Origin of the sequence: Mycobacterium conspicuum, from assembly GCF_010730195.1 — a bacterium.
GTDB classification, from domain to species: Bacteria; Actinomycetota; Actinomycetes; order Mycobacteriales; family Mycobacteriaceae; genus Mycobacterium; species Mycobacterium conspicuum.
In genome coordinates this window covers 3,209,123-3,229,728 of record NZ_AP022613.1, presented here as the reverse complement: position 1 = coordinate 3,229,728, position 20,606 = coordinate 3,209,123, and the positions used below count along the sequence as shown (strand labels likewise).

19 protein-coding genes and 1 pseudogene are annotated in these 20,606 nt (G+C 67.5%); 15 read left to right on the top strand and 5 right to left on the bottom strand.

Features of this window, described 5'->3' with window-relative positions; genetic code table 11:
* Window positions 1-9: 9 nt before the first annotated feature.
* Both G6N66_RS14860 and G6N66_RS14855 read left to right on the top strand, forming a co-directional pair.
* Entirely contained in the window at window positions 10-2,031 is a 2,022-nt protein-coding gene (locus G6N66_RS14860) for a DUF7064 domain-containing protein (protein WP_085233018.1), read from the top strand.
* Window positions 2,028-2,552, top strand: a complete 525-nt coding sequence (locus G6N66_RS14855; protein WP_085232866.1) for a gluconokinase — start codon at window positions 2,028-2,030, stop codon at window positions 2,550-2,552. Before G6N66_RS14860 ends, G6N66_RS14855 begins: the two co-directional genes overlap by 4 nt.
* Here G6N66_RS14855 and G6N66_RS14850 read toward each other — a convergent pair.
* A complete protein-coding gene (locus G6N66_RS14850; RefSeq protein WP_163645851.1) occupies window positions 2,521-3,531 on the bottom strand; it encodes a DoxX family protein in 1,011 nt (336 codons plus the stop codon). The two genes, G6N66_RS14855 and G6N66_RS14850, sit on opposite strands and share 32 nt — an antisense overlap.
* 58 nt (window positions 3,532-3,589) lie before the next feature.
* Between G6N66_RS14850 and G6N66_RS14845 the strand changes: the two genes are divergently transcribed.
* On the top strand, window positions 3,590-4,174 hold the full coding sequence (locus tag G6N66_RS14845; RefSeq protein WP_139825198.1) for an isochorismatase family protein: 585 nt from the start codon (window positions 3,590-3,592) through the stop codon (window positions 4,172-4,174).
* Window positions 4,175-4,185: 11 nt separating this feature from the next.
* Window positions 4,186-4,986, top strand: a complete 801-nt coding sequence (locus tag G6N66_RS14840; protein WP_085232863.1) for a ketosteroid isomerase family protein — start codon at window positions 4,186-4,188, stop codon at window positions 4,984-4,986.
* A 6-nt stretch (window positions 4,987-4,992) separates the two neighbouring features.
* Here the strand turns inward: G6N66_RS14840 and G6N66_RS14835 are convergent, their stop codons facing one another.
* Window positions 4,993-5,343, bottom strand: coding sequence for a DoxX family protein (locus G6N66_RS14835; protein WP_085232862.1), 351 nt, complete (start codon window positions 5,341-5,343; stop codon window positions 4,993-4,995).
* Between the two features lie 144 nt (window positions 5,344-5,487).
* Between G6N66_RS14835 and G6N66_RS14830 the strand changes: the two genes are divergently transcribed.
* From G6N66_RS14830 to fdxA, 11 genes are all read left to right on the top strand, one after another.
* The gene (locus G6N66_RS14830) at window positions 5,488-6,483 is read left to right on the top strand and encodes a sigma-70 family RNA polymerase sigma factor (RefSeq protein ID WP_139825197.1); all 996 of its coding nucleotides are present in this window, start codon (window positions 5,488-5,490) and stop codon (window positions 6,481-6,483) included.
* Window positions 6,473-7,798: an ABC transporter substrate-binding protein gene (locus tag G6N66_RS14825; RefSeq protein ID WP_085233017.1), complete on the top strand. Its 1,326-nt coding sequence runs from the start codon at window positions 6,473-6,475 to the stop codon at window positions 7,796-7,798. The genes G6N66_RS14830 and G6N66_RS14825 overlap by 11 nt, the downstream gene beginning before the upstream one ends.
* 14 nt (window positions 7,799-7,812) lie before the next feature.
* A complete protein-coding gene (locus G6N66_RS14820; protein WP_232079511.1) occupies window positions 7,813-8,718 on the top strand; it encodes a carbohydrate ABC transporter permease in 906 nt (301 codons plus the stop codon).
* A complete protein-coding gene (locus G6N66_RS14815; protein ID WP_085232861.1) occupies window positions 8,705-9,547 on the top strand; it encodes a carbohydrate ABC transporter permease in 843 nt (280 codons plus the stop codon). Before G6N66_RS14820 ends, G6N66_RS14815 begins: the two co-directional genes overlap by 14 nt.
* Before the next feature lie 3 nt (window positions 9,548-9,550).
* A complete protein-coding gene (locus G6N66_RS14810; protein WP_085232860.1) occupies window positions 9,551-10,621 on the top strand; it encodes an ABC transporter ATP-binding protein in 1,071 nt (356 codons plus the stop codon).
* Entirely contained in the window at window positions 10,618-11,580 is a 963-nt protein-coding gene (locus G6N66_RS14805) for a patatin-like phospholipase family protein (protein ID WP_085232859.1), read from the top strand. The genes G6N66_RS14810 and G6N66_RS14805 overlap by 4 nt, the downstream gene beginning before the upstream one ends.
* A 31-nt stretch (window positions 11,581-11,611) precedes the next feature.
* Window positions 11,612-12,442 carry a DUF3097 domain-containing protein gene (locus G6N66_RS14800; protein ID WP_085232858.1) on the top strand — a complete coding sequence of 277 codons (831 nt, stop codon included), beginning with the start codon at window positions 11,612-11,614 and terminating at the stop codon, window positions 12,440-12,442.
* A 90-nt stretch (window positions 12,443-12,532) separates the two neighbouring features.
* Window positions 12,533-14,101 (top strand): iron uptake transporter permease EfeU, encoded by a 1,569-nt coding sequence (efeU, locus tag G6N66_RS14795; RefSeq protein WP_085233015.1) that lies wholly within the window; start codon window positions 12,533-12,535, stop codon window positions 14,099-14,101.
* Window positions 14,061-15,287, top strand: coding sequence for an iron uptake system protein EfeO (efeO, locus tag G6N66_RS14790; protein WP_139825196.1), 1,227 nt, complete (start codon window positions 14,061-14,063; stop codon window positions 15,285-15,287). The genes efeU and efeO overlap by 41 nt, the downstream gene beginning before the upstream one ends.
* A 2-nt stretch (window positions 15,288-15,289) precedes the next feature.
* Window positions 15,290-16,555 carry an iron uptake transporter deferrochelatase/peroxidase subunit gene (efeB, locus tag G6N66_RS14785; RefSeq protein WP_085232857.1) on the top strand — a complete coding sequence of 422 codons (1,266 nt, stop codon included), beginning with the start codon at window positions 15,290-15,292 and terminating at the stop codon, window positions 16,553-16,555.
* Between the two features lie 76 nt (window positions 16,556-16,631).
* Window positions 16,632-16,982: a ferredoxin gene (fdxA, locus tag G6N66_RS14780; protein ID WP_085232856.1), complete on the top strand. Its 351-nt coding sequence runs from the start codon at window positions 16,632-16,634 to the stop codon at window positions 16,980-16,982.
* On the opposite strand, the pseudogene mhpA reads toward fdxA, so the two are convergent.
* The 3 genes and pseudogenes from mhpA to G6N66_RS14765 form a co-directional block, all read right to left on the bottom strand.
* A pseudogene (gene mhpA, locus G6N66_RS14775) lies at window positions 16,954-18,488 on the bottom strand (bifunctional 3-(3-hydroxy-phenyl)propionate/3-hydroxycinnamic acid hydroxylase MhpA). The gene fdxA and the pseudogene mhpA overlap by 29 nt on opposite strands.
* Window positions 18,479-19,417 (bottom strand): fumarylacetoacetate hydrolase family protein, encoded by a 939-nt coding sequence (locus tag G6N66_RS14770; protein WP_085232855.1) that lies wholly within the window; start codon window positions 19,415-19,417, stop codon window positions 18,479-18,481. The pseudogene mhpA and the gene G6N66_RS14770 overlap by 10 nt, the downstream one beginning before the upstream one ends.
* Window positions 19,414-20,532: a VOC family protein gene (locus tag G6N66_RS14765; protein WP_232079313.1), complete on the bottom strand. Its 1,119-nt coding sequence runs from the start codon at window positions 20,530-20,532 to the stop codon at window positions 19,414-19,416. Before G6N66_RS14765 ends, G6N66_RS14770 begins: the two co-directional genes overlap by 4 nt.
* Window positions 20,533-20,606: the final 74 nt, after the last annotated feature.

Here is a 20,606-nt window from a genome sequence, read left to right as displayed (position 1 = left end):
CTGATGCCCATGCATGCCGACACCGAGCAGGGTGACCAAGTACTGGAACGACCCGAGGACCTCACCGCATCCTGGCTGTCCGACAGGATCGGTGCCGGAGTCGTCACCGATTTCGCCGTGGAGCGCATCGGCACCGGCCAAATGAGCGAGTGCTATCGCGTGACGCTGAACTATGCCGACGACGGCTCCGCGGGGCCGCATTCGGTGGTGCTCAAGGTCGCGGCGACCGATCCGGTGAGCCGGCAGACCGGATTGGCTCTGGGTCTTTACGAGCGCGAGGTGTGCTTCTATCGCGACATCGCGCCGGGCCTGACCCGATCGCAGGCGGGCCCGATCGCGCCGTGTTACCACGCCGCGGTCGACACCACGACCGGGGTTTTCGATCTGTTGCTCGGCGACGCCGGACCGGCGGTCGTCGGCGACGAAATCGCCGGTGCCACAACAGAACAGGCCATGCTCGCCGTCGTCGAGCTGGGCCGGCTGCACGGCCCGCTGCTCGGCGACGCCGCGCTGGCCGACGCGGCGTGGCTCAATCGTGAATCACCGCTGAATCAGGCGATGGTCACCCCGCTGTACGCCGGCTTCGTCGACCGCTACGGCGAGCAGATCGCGCCGGAGCACCGGCTGGTGTGCGAGCGACTGGTGGGTGCTTTCGACCGATACGTCGAGGCCGAAGCGGGGCAGCTGCGGGGCCTGGTGCACGGCGACTATCGGCTGGACAACATGCTGTTCGGCACCGCCGAAGCCGACCGCGCGTTGACGGTGGTCGACTGGCAGACCGTGTCCTGGGGTCCGGCCATGACCGACCTGGCCTATTTTCTCGGCACCGCGCTGCCGGCGCAGGATCGGCGCGAGCACTACGACGCGCTGCTGTCGGCCTATCACCAGGCGCTGGGGGCCGGGGCGCCGATCGGCCTGGCCGACGTCCGCGAAGGTGTCCGCCGACAAACCTTTTTCGGCGTGATGATGGCGATCGTCTCGTCGATGCTGGTGGAGCGCACCGAACGAGGCGACCGGATGTTCATGACGATGCTGCAACGGCATTGCGACCATGTCCTGGATACCGACGCTTTGGCGGGCTTACCCAGCGCGGAGTCCTCCGAACCGCTGCGGCCCTCCGCCGAAGATGAACTCGCGCATACCGCGACGGCCGAACCGTTGTGGAGCGAGAGCTGGTATGCCGACTTCGCCGACACCGCACAGGGATTGGGCGGCTGGTTCCGCCTGGGCCTGGTGGCGAACCAGCAGACGGCGTGGGTGCACGCGCTGCTGTGCGGGCCCGACCTGCCGACCGTCGCGATCGTGGACTGCGAAGTTCCGCTGGCCCCGGAAAACCCCGACGCGTGGACTTTGCACACCGACGCGTTCGAACTCGGGCACTCCGCGAGCGTGCCGCTGCAGACCTATCGCGTCGACCTGCGGGGGCGCGCTCAGGCTTACCCCGACCCGGCGGCCTTGCTGCGCGGCGAGCCCGGGACACCGGTCGAGATGACGATGAACCTGCAATGGGCCACCGACGGGACGCCGTACATGTATCGGCTGACCACACGTTACGAGATCCCCTGCACGGTGTCCGGCACCGTGACCATCGGCGACACCAGCTACCAAGTGAATTCCGTTCCAGGACAACGTGATCACTCGTGGGGGGTGCGCGACTGGTGGGGCATGGACTGGATGTGGAGCGCAGTGCACCTCGACGACGGCACCCACCTGCACGGCGTCAACATCCGGATTCCGGGCATTCCCCCCGTCAGCGTGGGCTACGTCCAGGGTCGCGACGGCTCGGTCATCGAGCTGGAAGCGGCGAATAGCGGGGAAGCGTTCGGCGACAACGGGTTACCGCTGAGCGCGACATTGAGTCTGGAGCCGGGCGCGATCACCGGTGACGTCGAGGTGCGCGGCCAGGCGCCGGTCAGCTTGACCGCCCCCGACGGGCGGGTGAGCCAGTTCCCGCGCGCGTGGGTCAGTGTCACCACCGCGGACGGCCGCACCGGCGTCGGCTGGATGGAATGGAACCGCAACCAGACATGAGCGCGGCGCCCCCGATCGTGGTGATGGGTGTGTCCGGATCGGGCAAGTCGACGGTGGGTTCCGCACTGGCACAACGGTTGCGCGTGCCCTTCGTCGATGCCGACACCATGCACTCGCCCACCAACATCGCCAAAATGCGCGCCGGTGAACCCCTCACCGACGATGACCGCCGTCCCTGGCTGCGCAAGGTCGGCGAGTGGCTGGCCGGTCACCGCGACGGCGGCGTGGTGGCCTGTTCGGCGCTTAAGCGCAACTACCGAAATCAGCTGCGCTCACATTGCCCGACGGTGCTTTTCCTCAACCTGAACGGATCACCGGAACTGATCGGCCACCGATTGGCCGCCAGGACCGACCATTTCATGCCGGCCACGCTGCTGCGATCACAATTCGACGCGTTGGAGCCGCTCGGCGCCGACGAGCGCGGGGTCGTCATAGATCTGGACGAAGTCCAAGAACCTCGTCATGTGATCGACGCGTTCCTGGCGGCAACTACGCGAAGCGCCGACGAAGGGGAGGGTTGACCTCGTCGCTGACTCGCTCGCGGGCGGTATCAACCAGCTCGAATCCGCGCTCGCGGGCCTTGGCGGCCAGCTTTTCGGCGCGCTTGCGGGACTTCTCCGCTTTCTTGGCGGCCTTCTTCGCCAGCGGCGCGCTTCTTTCGGCGGCGGTGCTGGCGAGTTCCTCGCCGCGCTTGCGCGCCTTGTCGGCCAGCGGTGCGCCCCTTTCGGCCGCGGTGCTGACGAGTTCCTCGCCGCGTTTGCGGGCCTTTTTGGCCAACGGGGCGCCCCGGTCGGCGGCGGTGCTGGCCAGCTCGCGGCCGCGTTCGAGCGCCGCTTCGGCGTACGGCGCGCTGCGTTCGGCGGCGGTGCTGGCCAGTTCGCGGCCGCGTTCGAGCGCCGCTTCGGCGTACGGCGCGCTGCGTTCGGCGGCGGTGCTGGCCAGTTCGCGGCCGCGTTCGGCACCGACCTGCAGGCCGTGCACGATCTTCTCGCCGAGTTCGGCGAGATCCGTGTCGTCGGAGCCGGGCAGCGCCGAGGACACCCGCTCGGACAGCCGCTTCGCGGCCCGACGGCCGCGCCATCCCAGCGAGGGCTTACCCGCGGTGTCGGCCGAGGCGATCAACAGCCCGCCCACCAGGCTGAGGTCGGTGAGGAATTGTTGGCGCTTCTGGGCCTTGAGCTCCGGATCGCGTTCGTTCCAGAACGTGTGCGTGCCGAGATTGGCCGGCAGCACCGTCAGCGCGAGCGCGGCCGAGGCGATACGCGGCAGCTTTCCGGTTGCCAGCAACAGACCGCCGCCGACCTGAACGGCGGCGGTGATTCGCGCCACCGTCTCGGGGTCGCTCGGAATGCTGCTGCCGACCGGGTCGGGGAGCGCCTGCAGGCCGTCGACGGCCGGCGCCGCGGCTTCCGCAGCCGCTTTGGGATTGAGCAGTGAATTGACTCCCTGGCCGATGAATGCCACTGACAACAGGGGTCGCGCGATTCTCCGAAGCACCATGGCTGCTTGTTTACCCGGCCGATCCGCAAACAAACCGTGCGGCGCTAGGGTGGACCGAGTGCGGGCGTTGATCATCGTCGACGTACAAAAAGACTTCTGCGAGGGCGGCGCGCTGGCGGTGGCAGGCGGTGGCGCGGTGGCCGCGGCGATCGGCGACCATCTGGCCCGAGAATCCCGAGCGTCCCGGCAATCCGGGGGCTACCAACGCGTCGTGGCGACCAAAGACTGGCACATCGACCCGGGTGACCATTTTTCCGACGATCCGGACTATGTGACGTCCTGGCCACCGCATTGCCTCGCGGGCACCGCCGGAGCCGAGTTTCATCCCGCCCTCGACACCGGCCCGATCGACGCGGTCTTTCACAAAGGCGCCTATGACGCGGGTTACAGCGGTTTCCAGGGCGTCGACGAGAACGGCTCAGCGCTGCTCGACTGGTTGCGGCAGCGCGGGGTCGACCAGGTCGATGTCGTCGGCATCGCCGCCGACCACTGCGTGCGCCGCACCGCGGTGGACGCGGCCCGCGCCGGGCTGGCCACCCGGGTGCTGCTGGACCTGACCGCAGCCGTGGACTCGGGCGCCCCCTTGGCGGCGGCGCTGGCGGAGATGCGGGGCGAGGGCGTCGATTTGGTCACGGGTCCATAGCCGGGGGCGCGATGGTGGTTCCACTGGATCGGGCGCATCTGATCGCCGCCGTCGAGCGATCGCCGCGGGCCGTTGCGGTGCACGACCGCGACGGGTGGGTGGGTGCCTTCACCGCCGACGCCCGGGTCGAGGATCCGGTCGGCTCGCGACCGCACGTCGGATACGAGCGGATCTACCGCTTCTACGACACCTTCATTGGCCCGCGCGACATCACGTTTCGCCGAGATCTCGACATCGTCTTGGGCACGGTGGTCCTACGCGACCTCGACCTCGAAGTCGCGATGGGTCCGGCGGTGACGATGTCCATCCCCGCGTTCCTGCGCTATGACCTCCGAGAAGCCAACGGCGAGTGGCGGATTGCCGAGCTGCGGGCGTACTGGGAACTGCCGGCGATGATGCTGCAGTTCCTGCGAAGCGGATCCGCGGCGATAGCGCCCGGCCTGCAACTGTCGCGAAACCTGCTCGGAAACCAGGGGCTCAACGGCGCCGCGGGCTTCCTGGCCGGCTTTCGCCGAATGGGTGCCCGGCACAAGGAGTTAGTGGGCAAGTTCCTGGGTGCCGTCACGCGCGGAGACAAGGGCGCCGCCGCGCGCGCGATATCATCAACTGCCGCAATAACTTTGGGTGATAACGACCCGGTGCAACTGGCCGAGCTGATCGAGCAGCTGAACGGGGCGAGCTGGGGTAAGGCGATCGGGGCGGGGCCCACGGTCGCGGTCTCGCTCGACTCGCCCCACGGGCGCGCCGTGGTGATGGCCGACGTCGCCTGGCGGGGCAACGCGATCACCCGGCTCCGCTACTTTCCCGCCTGATCTGGCTCAGTGCGCAACCACCAGCACCAGCGACGCGGCCGCGAGTACCAGGTAGCCGCCCGGAAACGCGATGTTGTACAGCACCCGGGCCTTCAGGTGCGTCAGCACCGCTCCGATGAAGAACAACACCAGCCCGGTCGCGGCCGCGATTCCCAACGGCCGCACGCCCGCCAGGCCGACGAGCAGGCCGGCGGCCCCGGCGAGCTTTGCCGCCCCCAACGCCGGCAGCCACGAACGCGGCACCCCGACCTCCGCCGAGTTGGCCAGCACGAAGCGGGCGGGAATGAAGTCGGCCACGGCGATTCCGGCGGTGACGAGCGCGGTGGTCAACGTGATCGCGGTGTATGCGGTGCCCATGGGTCAGGCCCGTGTCGCCGCGGTCAATGCGTTGCCGTGCAACCGGTATCGTCTCGGTAGGGTCATGTGCAGATCTCCTTGGGGACAGAGAGTTCGATGGATGCGGTCATCTACTTGACGACTCCCACGCAGAAAAGGTGACCCGTGAGCGCAATTCGGGATCTCGCGGACCTCGCGCAGCGATTCGACGCCGACCGACCACATCTGCGGTCGGTCGCCTTTCACCTACTCGGCTCGGTGGAGGATGCCGACGATGCGGTCCAATCGGCGTGGCTCAAGGCCAGCCGCTCGGATTACGTGACCCAGAACGCGCTGAACACGATCGGGAACGTCACCGGCTGGTTCACGACAATCACCGCACACGAGGCCGTCGACCAGTTACGCGTGCGCAAGCGGCGCGCCGAACGACCCCTGGTCGACTCCGACGAGCTGGATCGGTTCGCCGTGAATCCGCCGGCGGACCAGCAGGCTCTGCTGGCGGACTCGGTCGGCAGCGCACTGCTGGTGGTGCTCGATCGGCTGTCACCCGAGCAGCGCGTCGCGTTCGTGCTGCACGACGTGTTCGCCGTGCCCTTCGAGACGATCGCCGGCCTGCTGGACCGGTCCCCGGCGGCCGCCAAGAAACTGGCCAGCCGGGCTCGTGAACGACTGCATCGCGTGCCGGCGGGCGCTGACATCCAACCCCGTCGCGCGGCCGAGCACCTGCGGGTCGTGCAGGCGTTTCTGGCGGCCTCCCGGGGTGGGGACATCGCCACCCTGCTGGACCTGCTGGCACCCGACGTCGTCCGCAGGGTGGATCGGGCTCTGGTGCCCGATGACGTGCCCACCGAGGTGCGCGGCGCCAAGGCCGTCGCCGAGGAAACCCGGCGGTTCACCGACCGGGCGCGGGCCGCCGTCGTGTTGCTGATCGACGGTGTCCCGGGCATTGTGATCGCACCGGGCGGGCGCGCCCAAGCGCTGCTGCAGCTCGGCATCGGAGAAGACAATCGCATCCACACCATCGACATCACGGGCGACCCCGACCAGCTACGCCGCGTGGTTCTGGCACTGCCCGCGCCGGCCGTCTCAGAATTGACACATGCCCGTCGGGTACCAAGGACATCACCAGCGCTGCGCCAAGGAGAGCACGATGCCCGATAGGCCGTTCGGCCGGCGCAGCCTGCTGCGCGGCGCCGGTGCGCTGTCCGCGGCAGCCCTGGCGTCGTGGGCGGCCGCCTGCGCCCCCGACGACGAGGACGCGCTGACCTTTTTCTTCGCGGCCAATCCCGACGAGCGCGATGTCCGGATACGCATCATCGATGAGTTTCAGCGCCGCCATCCCGACATCAAGGTTCGGCCGGTGTTGTCCGCGCCGGGTGTGATGCAGCAACTGGCGACGTTCTGCGCGGGCGGCAAGTGCCCGGACGTGATGATGGCGTGGGATTTGACCTACGCCGAACTCGCCGCGCGGGGGGTGTTGCTGGATCTGAACACCCTGCTGGCTCGCGACCACGCGTTCGCGGCGCAACTGCGCTCGGACAGCGTCGGGGCGCTCTATGACAGCTTCACGTTCAGGGGAGGTCAGTACGCACTCCCGGAGCAATGGTCGGGAAACTACCTCTTCTACAACAAGCGGCTGTTCGCCGAGGCCGGCCTGCCGGCCTCAGCGCGAACCTGGGAGCAGCCGTGGACCTTCGACGAGTTCCGCGACACCGCCACGGCGCTGACCAAACGGAACGCAGCCGGGCGAGCCACCCAATGGGGTTTCGTCAACATGTGGTTTTCGTATTATTCGGCCGGGCTTTTCGGCATGAACAACGGGGTGCCGTGGGCGACCCCGCTGAAGACCCCGACCCATTTCAATTACGGTGACGACGCCTTCATCGAGGCGGTGCAGTTCTATGCCGACCTGGCCAACAAGCACAAGGTGGCGCCCAACGCCTCCGAGGTGCAGTCGATGTCCACCCCCGACCTGTTCGCCGCGGGCAAGGCGGCCATCGCGCTGGGCGGCCACTGGCGCTATCAGACCTTCATTCGGGCCGACGGCCTGGACTTCGATGTGCTGCCATTGCCGGTGGGGCCGCGACGGCCCGGCCAGCCCGCCCACTCCAACATCGGTTCCACCGGACTGGCCATCTCGACCACCAGTCAACACCGGGAACAGGCTTGGGAATTCGTGAAATTCGCGACCGGCCCCGAAGGGCAGGCGCTGATCGCTGAATCCAGCCTGTTCGTACCGGTGCTGCGGTCCGCGCTCGACTCGACCGGATTCGCCAAAGCTCACCGCAACATCGACAACCTCGCCGTGTTGACCGGGGGGCCGGCGCATTCGGAGGGATTGCCGGTCACCCCGGCCTGGGAAAAGATCGTCGCCTTAATGGACCGCAACTTCGGTCCGGTGCTGCGCGGATCGCGGCCCGCGACAACGCTTAAGGGCCTGCCCCCGCTGCTCGACGAGGCGCTGAGGACACCGTGACGCTTGTCCACACGCTGAAGAGATCCGCCCCGTGGCGCCGGCGTGCCTGGGCCGGGCGGCTGTTCGTCGCGCCGAACCTGACCGCGGTGGCCGTGTTCATGCTGTTCCCGTTGGGCTTCTCGCTGTACATGAGTTTCCATCGTTGGGACGTGTTCAGATCGCCGAGGTTCGTGGGACTGAGGAACTTTCATGACCTCGCCGCGGATCCGCTGTTTTTGATCGCGATCCGCAACACCGCCATCTTCACCGTGGGCACGGTGGTGCCCACCGTGCTGATCAGTCTCGTCGTCGCCGCCGTGCTGAACCGGAATGTGAAGGGCATCGGCATCTTTCGCACCATTGTCTTTCTGCCCCTGGCCATCTCGTCGGTGGTGCTGGCGGTGGTCTGGCAGTTCGTCTTCAACACCGACAACGGGTTGCTCAACATCATGCTCGGCTGGGTCGGGATCGGCCCGATTCCGTGGCTGGTCGACCCCAGGTGGGCCATGGTGTCGCTGTGCACCGTGAGCGTATGGCGGGCCGTGCCCTTCGCCACCGTAATCTTGCTGGCGGCGATGCAAGGCGTCCCCGAAACGGTTTACGAGGCCGCCAAGATCGACGGCGCGGGGGAAATACGGCAATTCGTGTTCATGACCGTGCCGCTGATCCGCGGGTCGATCACGTTTGTGGGCGTCATCTCGATCATCCACGCGTTCCAGGCATTTGACATGGTCTACGTCCTCAACGGGTCGAACGGCGGCCCGGAGACCGCCACCTATGTGCTGGGCATCATGCTGTTCCAGCACGCCTTCTCTTTTCTGGAATTCGGCTACGCGTCGGCACTGGCCTGGGTGATGTTCGCCATCCTGCTGGTGCTGACCGTGGTGCAGTTGCGCCTCACCCGGCAACGATCTTGGGAGAACTCTCGTGGTCTCAGCTGAGCGGATCTTCACGCGCACGGCCTTTCGTGGCGTGCTGGTCTACACCGCGCTGATCGGCATCGCGTGGTGCTGGCTGTTCCCGATCGCGTGGGCGCTGTCGGGCTCGTTGAAGCGGGAAGGCGAGGTTAGTGAGCCGAAACTGTTGCCGGCACACCCACGGTGGTCGAACTACACCGAAGTGTTCGGGCTGATGCCGTTCTGGCGCATGTTCTTCAACACCGTGCTGTACGCCGGATGCGTGACCGCCGGGCAAGTCTTCTTCTGCTCGCTGGCCGGATACGCCTTCGCGCGCCTGCACTTCCGCGGTCGCGACACGCTGTTCATCCTGTATCTCGGCACGCTGATGGTGCCGCTGACCGTGACGGTGATCCCGCAATTCATCCTCATGCGGACCGTCGGGTGGGTCGACACCCCGTGGGCGATGATCGTGCCGGGCTTGTTTGGCAGCGCGTTCGGGACCTATCTCATGCGCCAGTTCTTCCGCACGCTGCCGACCGACCTCGAGGAGGCCGCCATCCTGGACGGTTGTTCGCCGTGGCAGATCTTCTGGCGGATCCTGCTGCCGCACGCCCGGCCGGCCGTGATGGTGCTGGCGGTGCTCACCTGGGTCAACGTCTGGAACGACTTCCTGTGGCCGCTGCTGATGTTGCAGCGCAACAGCCTCGCCACGCTGACCCTCGGCCTGGTGCGGCTGCGCGGCGAATACGTCGCGCGCTGGCCGATCATCATGGCGACCTCGATGCTGATCATGGTGCCGCTGGTCATCATCTACGCCTTCGCGCAGCGGTCGTTCGTCCGCGGTATCGCCGTCACCGGACTCAACGGATAGTTCATGGCCTCAGTGACTTTCGAGCAAGCGACGCGGCAGTTCCCCGGCACCGAGCGGCCGGCCCTGGATCGCCTCGACCTCGTCGTCGGCGACGGTGAGTTCGTCGTTCTGGTCGGCCCGTCCGGATGCGGCAAGACGACGTCGTTGCGCATGGTGGCCGGGCTGGAAACGGTGGATTCCGGCCGAATCCGGATCGGGGAGCGCGATGTCACCCGCGTCGAACCCAAGGACCGTGACGTGGCGATGGTCTTTCAGAACTACGCTCTCTACCCGCACCTGACGGTCGCGCAGAACATGGGATTCGCGCTGAAGATCGCCAAGACCCCGAAGCCCGAGATCCGCGAGCGAGTGCTGGCCGCCGCGAAACTCCTTGATTTGCAACCGTTCCTCGATCGCAAACCCAAGGACCTGTCCGGCGGTCAACGTCAGCGGGTGGCGATGGGCCGCGCGATCGTGCGCCGCCCACAGGTGTTTTTGATGGACGAGCCGCTGTCCAACCTCGACGCCAAACTGCGAGTGCAAACCCGTAACCAGATCGCGGCGCTGCAGCGACAACTGGGCACCACCACGGTTTACGTCACCCACGACCAGGTTGAGGCGATGACCATGGGCGACCGCGTCGCGGTGCTGCGCGACGGCGTGCTGCAACAGTGCGCGACCCCCCGCGAGCTGTACCGCAATCCCGACAACGTCTTCGTCGCCGGGTTCATCGGGTCCCCGGCGATGAACCTGTTTACCCTGCCCATCGTCGATTCCTCGGTCTCGCTGGGCGATTGGCCGATCCCGGTGCCGCGCGGCATCGCATGCAACGCGGGAGAGGTCGTGGTGGGTGTCCGCCCCGAGCACTTCGAGCTGGGCAACGTCGGTGTCGAGATGGAGGTCGATGTGGTCGAAGAGCTCGGGGCCGACGCCTACCTTTACGGCCGAATCACCGGTTCCGGCAAGGCAATCGAGCAGCACGTGGTGGCGCGTGCCGACGGCCATGACCCGCCGCAGAAGGGCAGTCGGGTGCTGCTCCATCCGCAGCCGGGACACCTGCACTTCTTCGGCGTTGGCGGGGAGCGGGTTTCGTGAGTGTCACGCGGGTCGACCTGGTATGCGAGGGCGGCGGGGTCCGGGGAATCGGGCTGGTCGGTGCGGTCGACGCGCTGGGCGCGGCTGGCTATGAGTTTCCCCGGGTCGCGGGCACCAGCGCCGGGGCGATCGTGGCCGCGCTGGTGGCGGCCGTGCAGAAAGCCGGCCAACCGCTGACCAGGCTGGCGGACATCATGCGTTCCATCGACTATCCGAAGTTGTTGGACCGCAACCTCATCGGACGCATTCCACTGATCGGCGGGGGACTGTCGTTGCTGGTGTCCGACGGGGTCTACCGGGGCGCTTACCTAGAAAAGTTGCTGGCCGATCTGCTCGCCGACTTCGGCGTGCATACCTTCGGCGACCTGCGCACCGGAGAGGAGCCCACGCAGTTCGCCTGGTCGCTGGTGGTCGCCGCCAGCGACCTGTCCCGGCGCCGGCTGGTGCGCATCCCCTGGGACCTCGCCTCCTACGGCATCGACCCGGACGGCTTCTCGGTGGCGCGCGCGGTGCACGCGTCCGCGGCGATTCCGTACATTTTCGAGCCCGTCCGCGTCGCCGGCGCTACCTGGGTCGACGGCGGGCTGCTGTCGGATTTCCCGGTGGACCTGTTCGACCGGCCCAACCCGCAGTGGCTGACGTTCGGCATCCGGCTGTCCGCGCGTCCCGGCATTCCGCCCACCCATCCGGTGCACGGGCCGGTGTCGCTGGGAATCGCCGCAATCGAAACCCTGGTGAGCAATCAGGACAACGCGTACATCGACGACCCGTGCACGGTGCGCCGCACCATCTTCGTGCCCGCCCAGGAGGTGAGCCCGATCGACTTCGATATCACCGCCGAACAACGCGAAGCGCTCTACCAACGCGGATTGCAATCGGGCAGAGACTTTTTGAAGACGTGGAACTGGACCGACTATCTGAAAGCGTGCGGCGCACCGGGACCTGGCGTGTCGCCGTAGGGGCCGCGGGTAACGCTTCTAACATTGCCGCGTGATGGATCGCTACGGACCCGACGTGCTGGCCGCGGGCCCGCGCAGGCCGCGCTCGACCGAACATCCCGTCGAGCTCGGCATGGTCGTCGAGGACGCGCAGACCGGCTACGTCGGCGCGGTGGTCCGCGTCGAATACGGCCGCATCGACCTGAAGGACCGGCACGGCCGCACCCGCGGGTTCCCCTTGGGGCCCGGCTACCTGTTGGAGGGTCGTCCGGTGATCCTCACCGCGCCGCGCCGCGGGGCGCCGGCCGCCGCGACCCGAACCGCGTCCGGCTCGGTGGCGGTGCCGGGCGCGCGGGCCCGGGTCGCCCGCGCCAGCCGGATCTACGTCGAGGGCCGCCACGATGCCGAACTCGTCGCGCAGGTGTGGGGTGAGGACCTGCGCATCGAGGGCGTCGTCGTCGAGCATCTCGGCGGCGTCGACGACCTGGTCGGCATCGTGGCCGAGTTTCAGCCCGGCCCCGGCCGCCGGCTCGGCGTTCTCGTCGATCACCTCGTCGCCGGGTCCAAGGAGGCGCGCATCGCCGATGCGGTGCGCCGCGGACCCGGCGGACCCGACACTTTGGTCGTCGGTCACCCCTATGTCGACATCTGGCAGGCGGTGAAGCCGCAGCGGCTGGGCCTGAAGGCCTGGCCGGACGTGCCGCGGCACATCGAGTGGAAGCACGGCGCGTGTCGGGCGCTGGGGTTGCCGCATGCCAATCAGGCGGACATCGCCCGGGCCTGGCGGCGCATCCGGTCGCGGGTGCGCGACTGGAATGACCTGGAGCCGGCGCTGATCGGCCGGGTCGAAGAGCTCATCGATTTCGTCACTCAGCCGACCTGATAACCCGCTCTGGGCCGCCGCCTGCCGAGCCGGGCTTTTGCCCAGTTAGGCTGTGCTAACTAGCAGTTGTCCCCGATTCGGGGGACGGGAATCGAGTGCATGCAGGGCGTATTTGTCGGGACGTTCCTCATTGGCCTGCGCGAGGGCCTGGAGGCGACCCTCATCGTGAGCATCGTCGGCGCCTTCCTGAAGCGAAACGGCCGGTCGACGCGTCCGATGTTCGCCGGGGTCGGCTTGGCGGTGCTGATCAGCGTCGGGGTCGGCATCGGCCTGGACCTGGTGTCGGCCGGCCTGCCGCAGGCGCGGCAGGAAAAGATGGAGACGGTCATCGGCGCCGTCGCCGTGGTGCTGGTGACCTCCATGATCATTTGGATGAACCGCAATGCGGCGCGGTTGAAGGGCCAACTCGAGCACGACGCCCGGCGCGCGATGAACCGCGGTGGTGTCCTGGCTTTGGCGGCGATGGCCTTTCTTGCGGTGCTCAAGGAAGGCTTTGAAACGGCGGTGTTCCTGCTGGCGGCCGCGCAGACCTCGCACGGCAACCGCTGGTTGGTCGTGGTGGGCGGAGTCGTCGGAATTTTGGCGGCGATCGGAATCGGCGTGGGGCTGTACTTCGGCGGGCTCAAGATCAACCTCGGCCGGTTCTTTCGTGTCACCGGGGTGCTCTTGGTGCTGATCGCCGCGGGTCTGGTGATGGCCGCGCTGCGGACCGCGCACGAGGGCGGCTGGGTGACGATCGGTCAGCGGCAGCTGGCGAGCTTCTCATCCTGGATGCCGGCCAACTCTGTTCAGGGCGCGCTGATCACCGGGGTGTTCGGCATCCCGCCCGATCCGCGGCTCGTCGAAGTGGTCGGCTGGTTGCTCTACACGGTGCCCGTCCTCGTCGTTTTCTTGTGGCCGGCCCGATTTGCCGCGGAACCGCGGACGCGGCGCCGGTTGCTGGCCGCCGTCGCCGCGGCGCTCCTCGTCGCCGCCGGGCTGCTCGCGTTCGCGCTGCCCGCCGGCGGCTCGGTCGCCGACGCGCGGTCACGCTCCGTGATCGACCGGACGGGTCATTCCGCCAGAGTGTCGCTGGCCTCGGGGGTGTTGACGGTCTCGGACGGCGGCAGGATCGTGCTCACCGCCACCGGTGACCAGAATGTGAACGGCGTGCCGGTGCGGGTCTGGCAGGCCAGCGTTGGCGCCCCCGCCGGGGCCGGCCCCACGACGGTCACCTTGGAACAGTTAGTGAACACGACCGGGGGCCGGCTGCCGGTGGGCATCTCGACGGCGCGCACACCGGGTCCGTTCCAGGCGCGGTGGGCCGCCGTGACGGTGTATACCGTTCTGGCGCAGGGCGATTCGGTGGTGAGCGCTCAGGCGGTCACCAATCACACCGCCACCCTGACCGGCGGCGGCCTGATCGCGCCCAAGACGGTCAGCCTCGGCGGGTTGCGAACCGATTGGGCCACCGCCAGCGCCGAAGACAATTCGATTACGGCGCAGATCGCCGCGACGGATCGGGAGCGCGCGGAGCGTCAACTGTGGAGAGTCTGGGTTCCGTTGGTATTAGCCGGCTTTGCGGTGGCATGCGCGCTGAGCGGGCGCACCCGAGCCGAACCGGAAAGGAGAGCGATTGATGGTGAATCCCGCCGCCCGGGCCAGGTGTCGGTCTCGTAAACTCCGTTTGGCCACAACGGCTTTAGTGAGTGTCGCCGGCTTCCTGGTGAGCGCGTGCGGTCACCCGAATGCATCCCCGGCGCGCTCCGCGGCGACGAACAACGTCAAGGTCACGATGACCGGCGATGGCTGCGCACTGGACACGACCAGCGTGTCGGCCGGACCGGTGACGTTCACCGTCGCCAACACCAATGCCCCGGGGATCACCGAGGTGGAATTGCTTAGGGACCAACACATCATCGGCGAGAAGGAAAACCTCGCGCCCGGCCTGGACCCGGTGTCGTTCACCGTCACCCTGGACGGCGGCTCGTATCAGCTGTACTGCCCGGGTGCGGCAACCGAGTATCAATCGCTGACCGTGACCGGGCGAGCTTCGGCGGCGCCGACCGGGACGCTCGCGAGCATCCTTAGCCAAGGCACCAAGGATTACGCGGCGTACATCGTCGGCCAAATCGGTCAGCTCAACGCCGCCGTGCAGGGACTCGACGCCGCCGTGCAGGCGGGCGATGTCGCCGCGGCGAAGACGGCCTACACCAAGGCGCGGTTGTTTTGGGAGCGTGCGGAATCCACGGTGGAGGGCTTCGTGCTGCCCGGCTTCGCGGTGGGCGACAACGCGGGCAATCTCGACTATCTGATCGACATGCGGGCATCCACCCCGGTGGACGCCAAGGTCGGATGGAAGGGCTTTCACGCCATCGAACGCGACCTATGGCAAGCCAACGCGATCACCCCGACCACCAAGGCGTTGAGCACCGAATTGGTCGGCAACGTCGGCAAATTGAACGGCATCGTCGCCACCCTGCAATACAAGCCCGAGGATCTGGCCAATGGCGCCAGCGACCTGATCGAAGAGGTGCAGAACACCAAGATCACCGGTGAAGAGGAGGCGTTCAGCCACATCGACCTCGTCGACTTTGCCGGCAATGTCGAAGGCGCGCAACAGGCGTACGCCGCGCTGCGACTCGGACTGGAGAGGATCGACGGCAATCTGGTCAACCAGATCGATCAACAGTTTCGGGCGGTGCTGAGCGTGCTGGACGGCTACCGTGAGCCGTCGGCGCTGGGCGGCTACCGCACGTACACGCCGGCGCTGCAGGCCAGCGACGCGGCGAAGCTGACGGCGGTGATCCAGCCGCTGCATCAGAGCCTGTCCACGGTGGCGCAAAAAGTCGTGTCGGCGAACTGATCATGACCGACGACGATCAAGGTGTTTCGCGCCGACGCATGCTGGGCGGTGCCATGCTGGCCGGGCTCACCGGCACCGCCGTCGGCGCCGCCGGTGGCGGGTTCGCCGGCTACGCAGCCGCGGCCGCGCACCACGGCGACGACGACGACACGGTCGACCTGCGCCGCAGCTACCCCTTCTACGGTGAGCCCCACCAAGGCGGAATCGCCACGCCGCCACAACGTTACGCGGTATTCATGTCTTTCGCGCTGGCGGCCGGCGCGGGGCGCGCCGATCTGCAGGCGCTGCTGGCGCGTTGGTCGGCCGCCGCGGCGGTCCTGCAGCAGGGCAAGCCGGTCGGGTCGGTACAGCCGCAGGTCGACGTGCAACCGCCCACCGACACCGGGGAGGCCTATGGGCTCAGCCCCGCCAGCCTGACTGTCACGGTGGGGCTGGGGCCCGCGGTGTTCGGTGACCGTTTCGGGCTCGCCGCGCGCCGGCCCGCGGTCTTCACCGACCTGCCCCCGCTCAACGGCGACAACCTCGACCCGCATCTGCACGGCGGTGACCTCTCGGTGCAGGCCTGCGCCGACGACCCACAGGTCTGCTATCACGCCGTGCGTAACCTGGCCCGCCTCGGCCGCGACGTCGCCTCGCCGTTCTGGGCGGTGCTGGGTTTCGGGCGGGCCTCCGCCGGCCCCGGCCAGCACACCCCGCGAAACCTGTTGGGGTTCAAGGACGGCACCCGCAACGTGGCCACCAGCGCGGAGTACGACCGATTCGTATGGGTCGCCAACAGCGACCAGCCCTGGATGAACGGCGGCACCTACCAGGTCGTGCGCAAAATCCGGATGCTGCTGGAAACTTGGGACGTCGACCGAATCGGCAACCAGGAGAGGATCTTTGGCCGCAGCAAGCAAGAAGGTGCGCCACTGAGCGGCAAGGCCGAGTTCGATACGCCGAACTTCACCGCCAAAAACGCCGATGGCGATCCCCTCATCGATCCGCGCTCGCACGTCGGGCTGGCCGCACGGGAAAACAACGACGGCATCATGATCCGCCGACGCTCCTACAACTACACCGACGGCCTAGAGCCCAACGGCCAGCTCAACGCCGGCTTGCTGTTCGTCTCGTATCAAAATGATCCGGCGAACTTTGTCCGGCTGCAGAACCAGCTCGGCGCCCATGACCTGCTGAACGAATACATCCGGCACATCGGATCGGCGATCTTCGCGGTGCCGCCCGCGCCGAAAGAGGGCCACTACATCGGGCAGGGTCTGTTCGGCTGAGAGAAAGGGCTTTGGTCCTTCCGGTTGGGGCCGTTTGGCACGCGCGACGACCGACATGCGTCGCTACCTTGGACCCATGACCTACGTGATCGGTAGCGCGTGCGTGGATGTGATGGACAAGTCGTGCGTTGGGGAGTGCCCCGTCGACTGCATCTACGAGGGGGCCCGCTCGCTGTACATCAATCCCGATGAGTGCGTGGACTGCGGTGCCTGCAAACTGATTTGCCGCATGGATGCGATCCATTGGGAGGGGGATCTTCCCGACGACCAGCAACGGCACCTCGCGGACAATGCCGCCTTCTTTCACCAGACCCTGCCGGGCCGGAATGCGCCGTTGGGCTCACCGGGCGGCGCCGCCGCGGTGGGCCGGGTCGGCGTCGACACGCCGTTGGTCGCGGCTATGGCGGCCCAGCGGTCCGATCATTGAGGACGGCGGTCGCGAATTCGCACAGCGCGGCGGGATCGCGTCCGGCGCGCATCACGACCCGGTCGGGGCGCACGAGCGCCGCCGCGGCATGTGCTGTCCGTAGCCACTTTTCGAGCTCGGTATCGCGGTCGGCCACCACCGGCACGATTCCGCGCCGCCGCAGCCGCGTCTCGTCGGCCGCGCCCAGCGGCGGGGCGTGACGAAGGCGAAGTTGGGGCCGACGACGTCGTCGAACCGTTGACCGCAGGCCAGCAGCGGGTTCGGACACAGCGTGCCGGCGAGGCCACCCGGTCGTCGAGCCTTGTGCACCAGCGCGGAGGAGCGTAGCGCGGGCGTCGTGGAGTCCACGACCTTGTCGCGCAGACCGGGAAGCAGTCGCACGCGGGGTAACACCAGCCGGCGCGCTGCGTTGCCGAACCGACCGCCGCCGGTCATCGCGCGACCGACATTGAGCGCCAGCCGAATCAGCTGAAGCGTATGCGGTTTGCGCTCCCGCTCGTAGCTGTCGAGGACCTCGGCCGCCAGGGTGCCGTCGCGGACCGCGGCGATCTTCCAGGCCAGGTTCATCGCGTCGCGCAGCCCGGCTCCCATGCCCTGGCCGATGAACGGGGGAGTGAGGTGCGCGGCGTCCCCGAGGAGAAAGACGTTGCCGCGGCGCCACCGATCGGCGATTTGCGCGCGGAACGTGTACTCGGTGACGCGCAGCAGCGTCAATTCGCTGTCCGCCACGTCGGTGGTCCAGGGCGCGATGAGGGGCCGAAGCGCGGGCACGGAGCAGAAATCGCTTGCCGATTCGCCCGTAAGAAGCTGAAACTCCCAGCGATAGCGCGATTCGCCGATGCGCATGTAGGTCGCCGCGCGCAGTGGATCGCACACCTGGTGCACGCCCTCCCACTGGTTCAGTTCGGCATTGGTGGCGATGTCGACCACCAGCCAGCGTTGCTCGAACTTCAAATCCCGCATGGTCGAACCGATCTGGGTGCGCACGACGCTGTTGGCGCCGTCGCAGCCCAGCAGGTAGTCGGCCTCGATCCGGTGCGTCGAGCCGGAGCAGCGATCGACGAAGGTGACCCGCACGCGTCCGTCGTGGTCGCCGACTGCGGTGACCTCGGCGTTGCCCCGCAATTCGGCTTCCGCGTGGCGCTTCAGGTTTGCCCGCAGCAGGGCCTCGAACTCGGGCTGGTCGAACATGTTGGCCTGCGGGAAGCCATGCACGCTGCGCGCGCGGTCGCGGTTGAACTCGGCGAGCACCCTGAATCGCTTGTCCAGCAGCCGTAGCCCGAGTGTGGGCCGCGAGATCGCGGCGAACTCCTCGGCGATGCCGAGGCGCGCGACGACGCGGTAGATCTCGTCGTCCAGATGCACCGCGCGCGGCTGGGGGTACACCTCGGCCCAACGATCGAGGACCACGCAGTCCACGCCGTGCTGCGCGAGCAGCGTGGCGGCGGTGATGCCCGTCGGTCCGGCGCCGACGATCGTGACGGTAACGTGTCGAGTCACGCGTATCGGACTGCGGTGCGCTGGGTTCCGAGGTCGATGGCGCCGTCGTCGGTGCCCACCGACGCCTCGACGATGTCGCCGTTTTGCAGATATCTGCGATTGCCGGCCTGAGTCTTGAAGAACGCCCGCCATTTAACGGCCGGCGGCAGCAGGTTGCTGATCATCTGCACCGGCTTCGGTGGGGCGCTCAGCGCGGTGCCGGCCGGGGTGCCGGTAAGAATCAGATCACCGGGTGCGAGCTCCTGGAACTGGGTGAGCCCCTGCAGGGCCTGCAACGGCCGATACAGCATGTCGTCCTCGACGAGCGAATTCTGTCGCTCGTCCCCGTTGACGCTCAGCCGCAGCCGCAGGTCGCCGAACCGCTTGAGCTCCTCGGAGTTGAGCAACACCAGCTCCGGACCGACCGGGGTGAACGTCGGATAGGACTTGGCTTCGTAGAACTGCGTCTGCGGAAGCTGGATGTCGCGTGCCGACACATCATTCGTAATGACCAGGCCCGCAATGAAATCGGCGAGGTTTGCGTCGGAAATGGTGGTGCCAACCGGGATTGCACGTCCGATCACCAGCCCGATTTCCACCTCGTAGTCCAGCAGCCTGACGTGCTCGGGTTTCACGATGTCCTCGAACGGGCCGTTGATCGACGCGGATGCCTTCCGGAAGAACGTCAGCGGGACCGATGCCGGGTCCATGCCCGCGTCTTTGACGTGCGACTCGAAGTTGGTCATCTGAGCCACCACTCGGCATGGTCTGGTCACCGGTGAGATCAGCTCCAGGCTGTCAATGGCCACTGTGTCGGATTCGGCGCCGGCCGTCTCGATCGCGGCCCTGTCGGCCAGCAGCTGACCGGTGGTGGTCGCGGACGTGTCGATCCGCGCAGCGCCGCCGCGCGTCTTGACCCACCAGGCGTCGGCGGTGTGCAGTACGGAGGCGGTCATGAGGTGGGCACTTTCAGTCGACCGATCAGGCGGCGGATATCGAACTCGTTGTTTTCACGCAGTGCGGTGATCATCGAAATCAGTTCGTGGCGAGCGGCTTTCGGATCTAACCCGAGGAAGTCTCGGGTCGCGGGCGGTCCCCACTGGGCCAGGCCGGACGCGGTGAAGGGCGCCCAGCCGGGCTCGACGGTGTTGTCGAACATGTCACCATCGGCGAAGTGCTCGACCAGGAAGCTGTCGGGATCGCGCCAATAGTCGAAGATTTGGCTGCCTTGGATGTGCCGCCCGATGCCCCAGGATCGGAAATAGCCACGGTCCCTGAGGTATTCGCCGCCGGCGGCCAGGGCGTCGAGATCGCAGACCTGATACGCCGAGTGGACGTAGCGGTTGGCCGGACCCAGCGCGATCGCCAGCGTGTGGTGATCGGTGGGCGTGGATCCTCGATCGCAGCGGATGAAGCTCATCGTCGGACCTCGCCGCCGCTGACCGGGAAAGAACAGGAAGTCGCTGACGATCATGCCCAGGTTGTCCAGGTACCAGTTGAGCGTCTCGCGGTACTTGGTCGACTCCACCACCAGGTGGCCCAGGCGCTGTATGCGTGCGGGTACCCGCCCGGGGCGTTGTGTGGCGTTGGTGCGGTGTAGGTCGGTCCCGAAATTGAACGTGTGCGACGCCTGGCCGGGCAGGGGCGGCAGTTCGTGCATTCCCGCGACCACGCGCACCGCGATCCCGCTGGGATCGACCAGATCGACGGACAGGCCGCCGATCGCCTCCGGCAGGGGCCGCGCGGCGGCACCGGAGTTGTCGGCCAGTCGCAGCACGTCGACCTCGTCGCCGGCCCGGAACGCCACGCCGGCAAAGCGGGTCCGCGGCCCCCGCCGCAGGATCACGCAGGGCGCGCCCGCGTCGGTGCCGCGCAGCTGAAGCTCGTCCGGATCGCGCTGTGCGGTGGAAAAGCCGAAGGCCCGGGCGAACGCCTCGGCGCGAAGCAGGTCCGGCTTCTCGAACTCGAGCCATGCGATGTCGACGACCTTGATCACCGGATTGCGAGACCGGCCCGGGTGCTCGCCGGACAGCGCGCCTTGCTCGCTGTGCAGGTCGGCGCTTCGAGCCACATCATCTCCCAACTAACTGACGAAATCGTCACATACGAGTCATCGGTTGGTCAAGGTTTCTGACGAAATCCTCA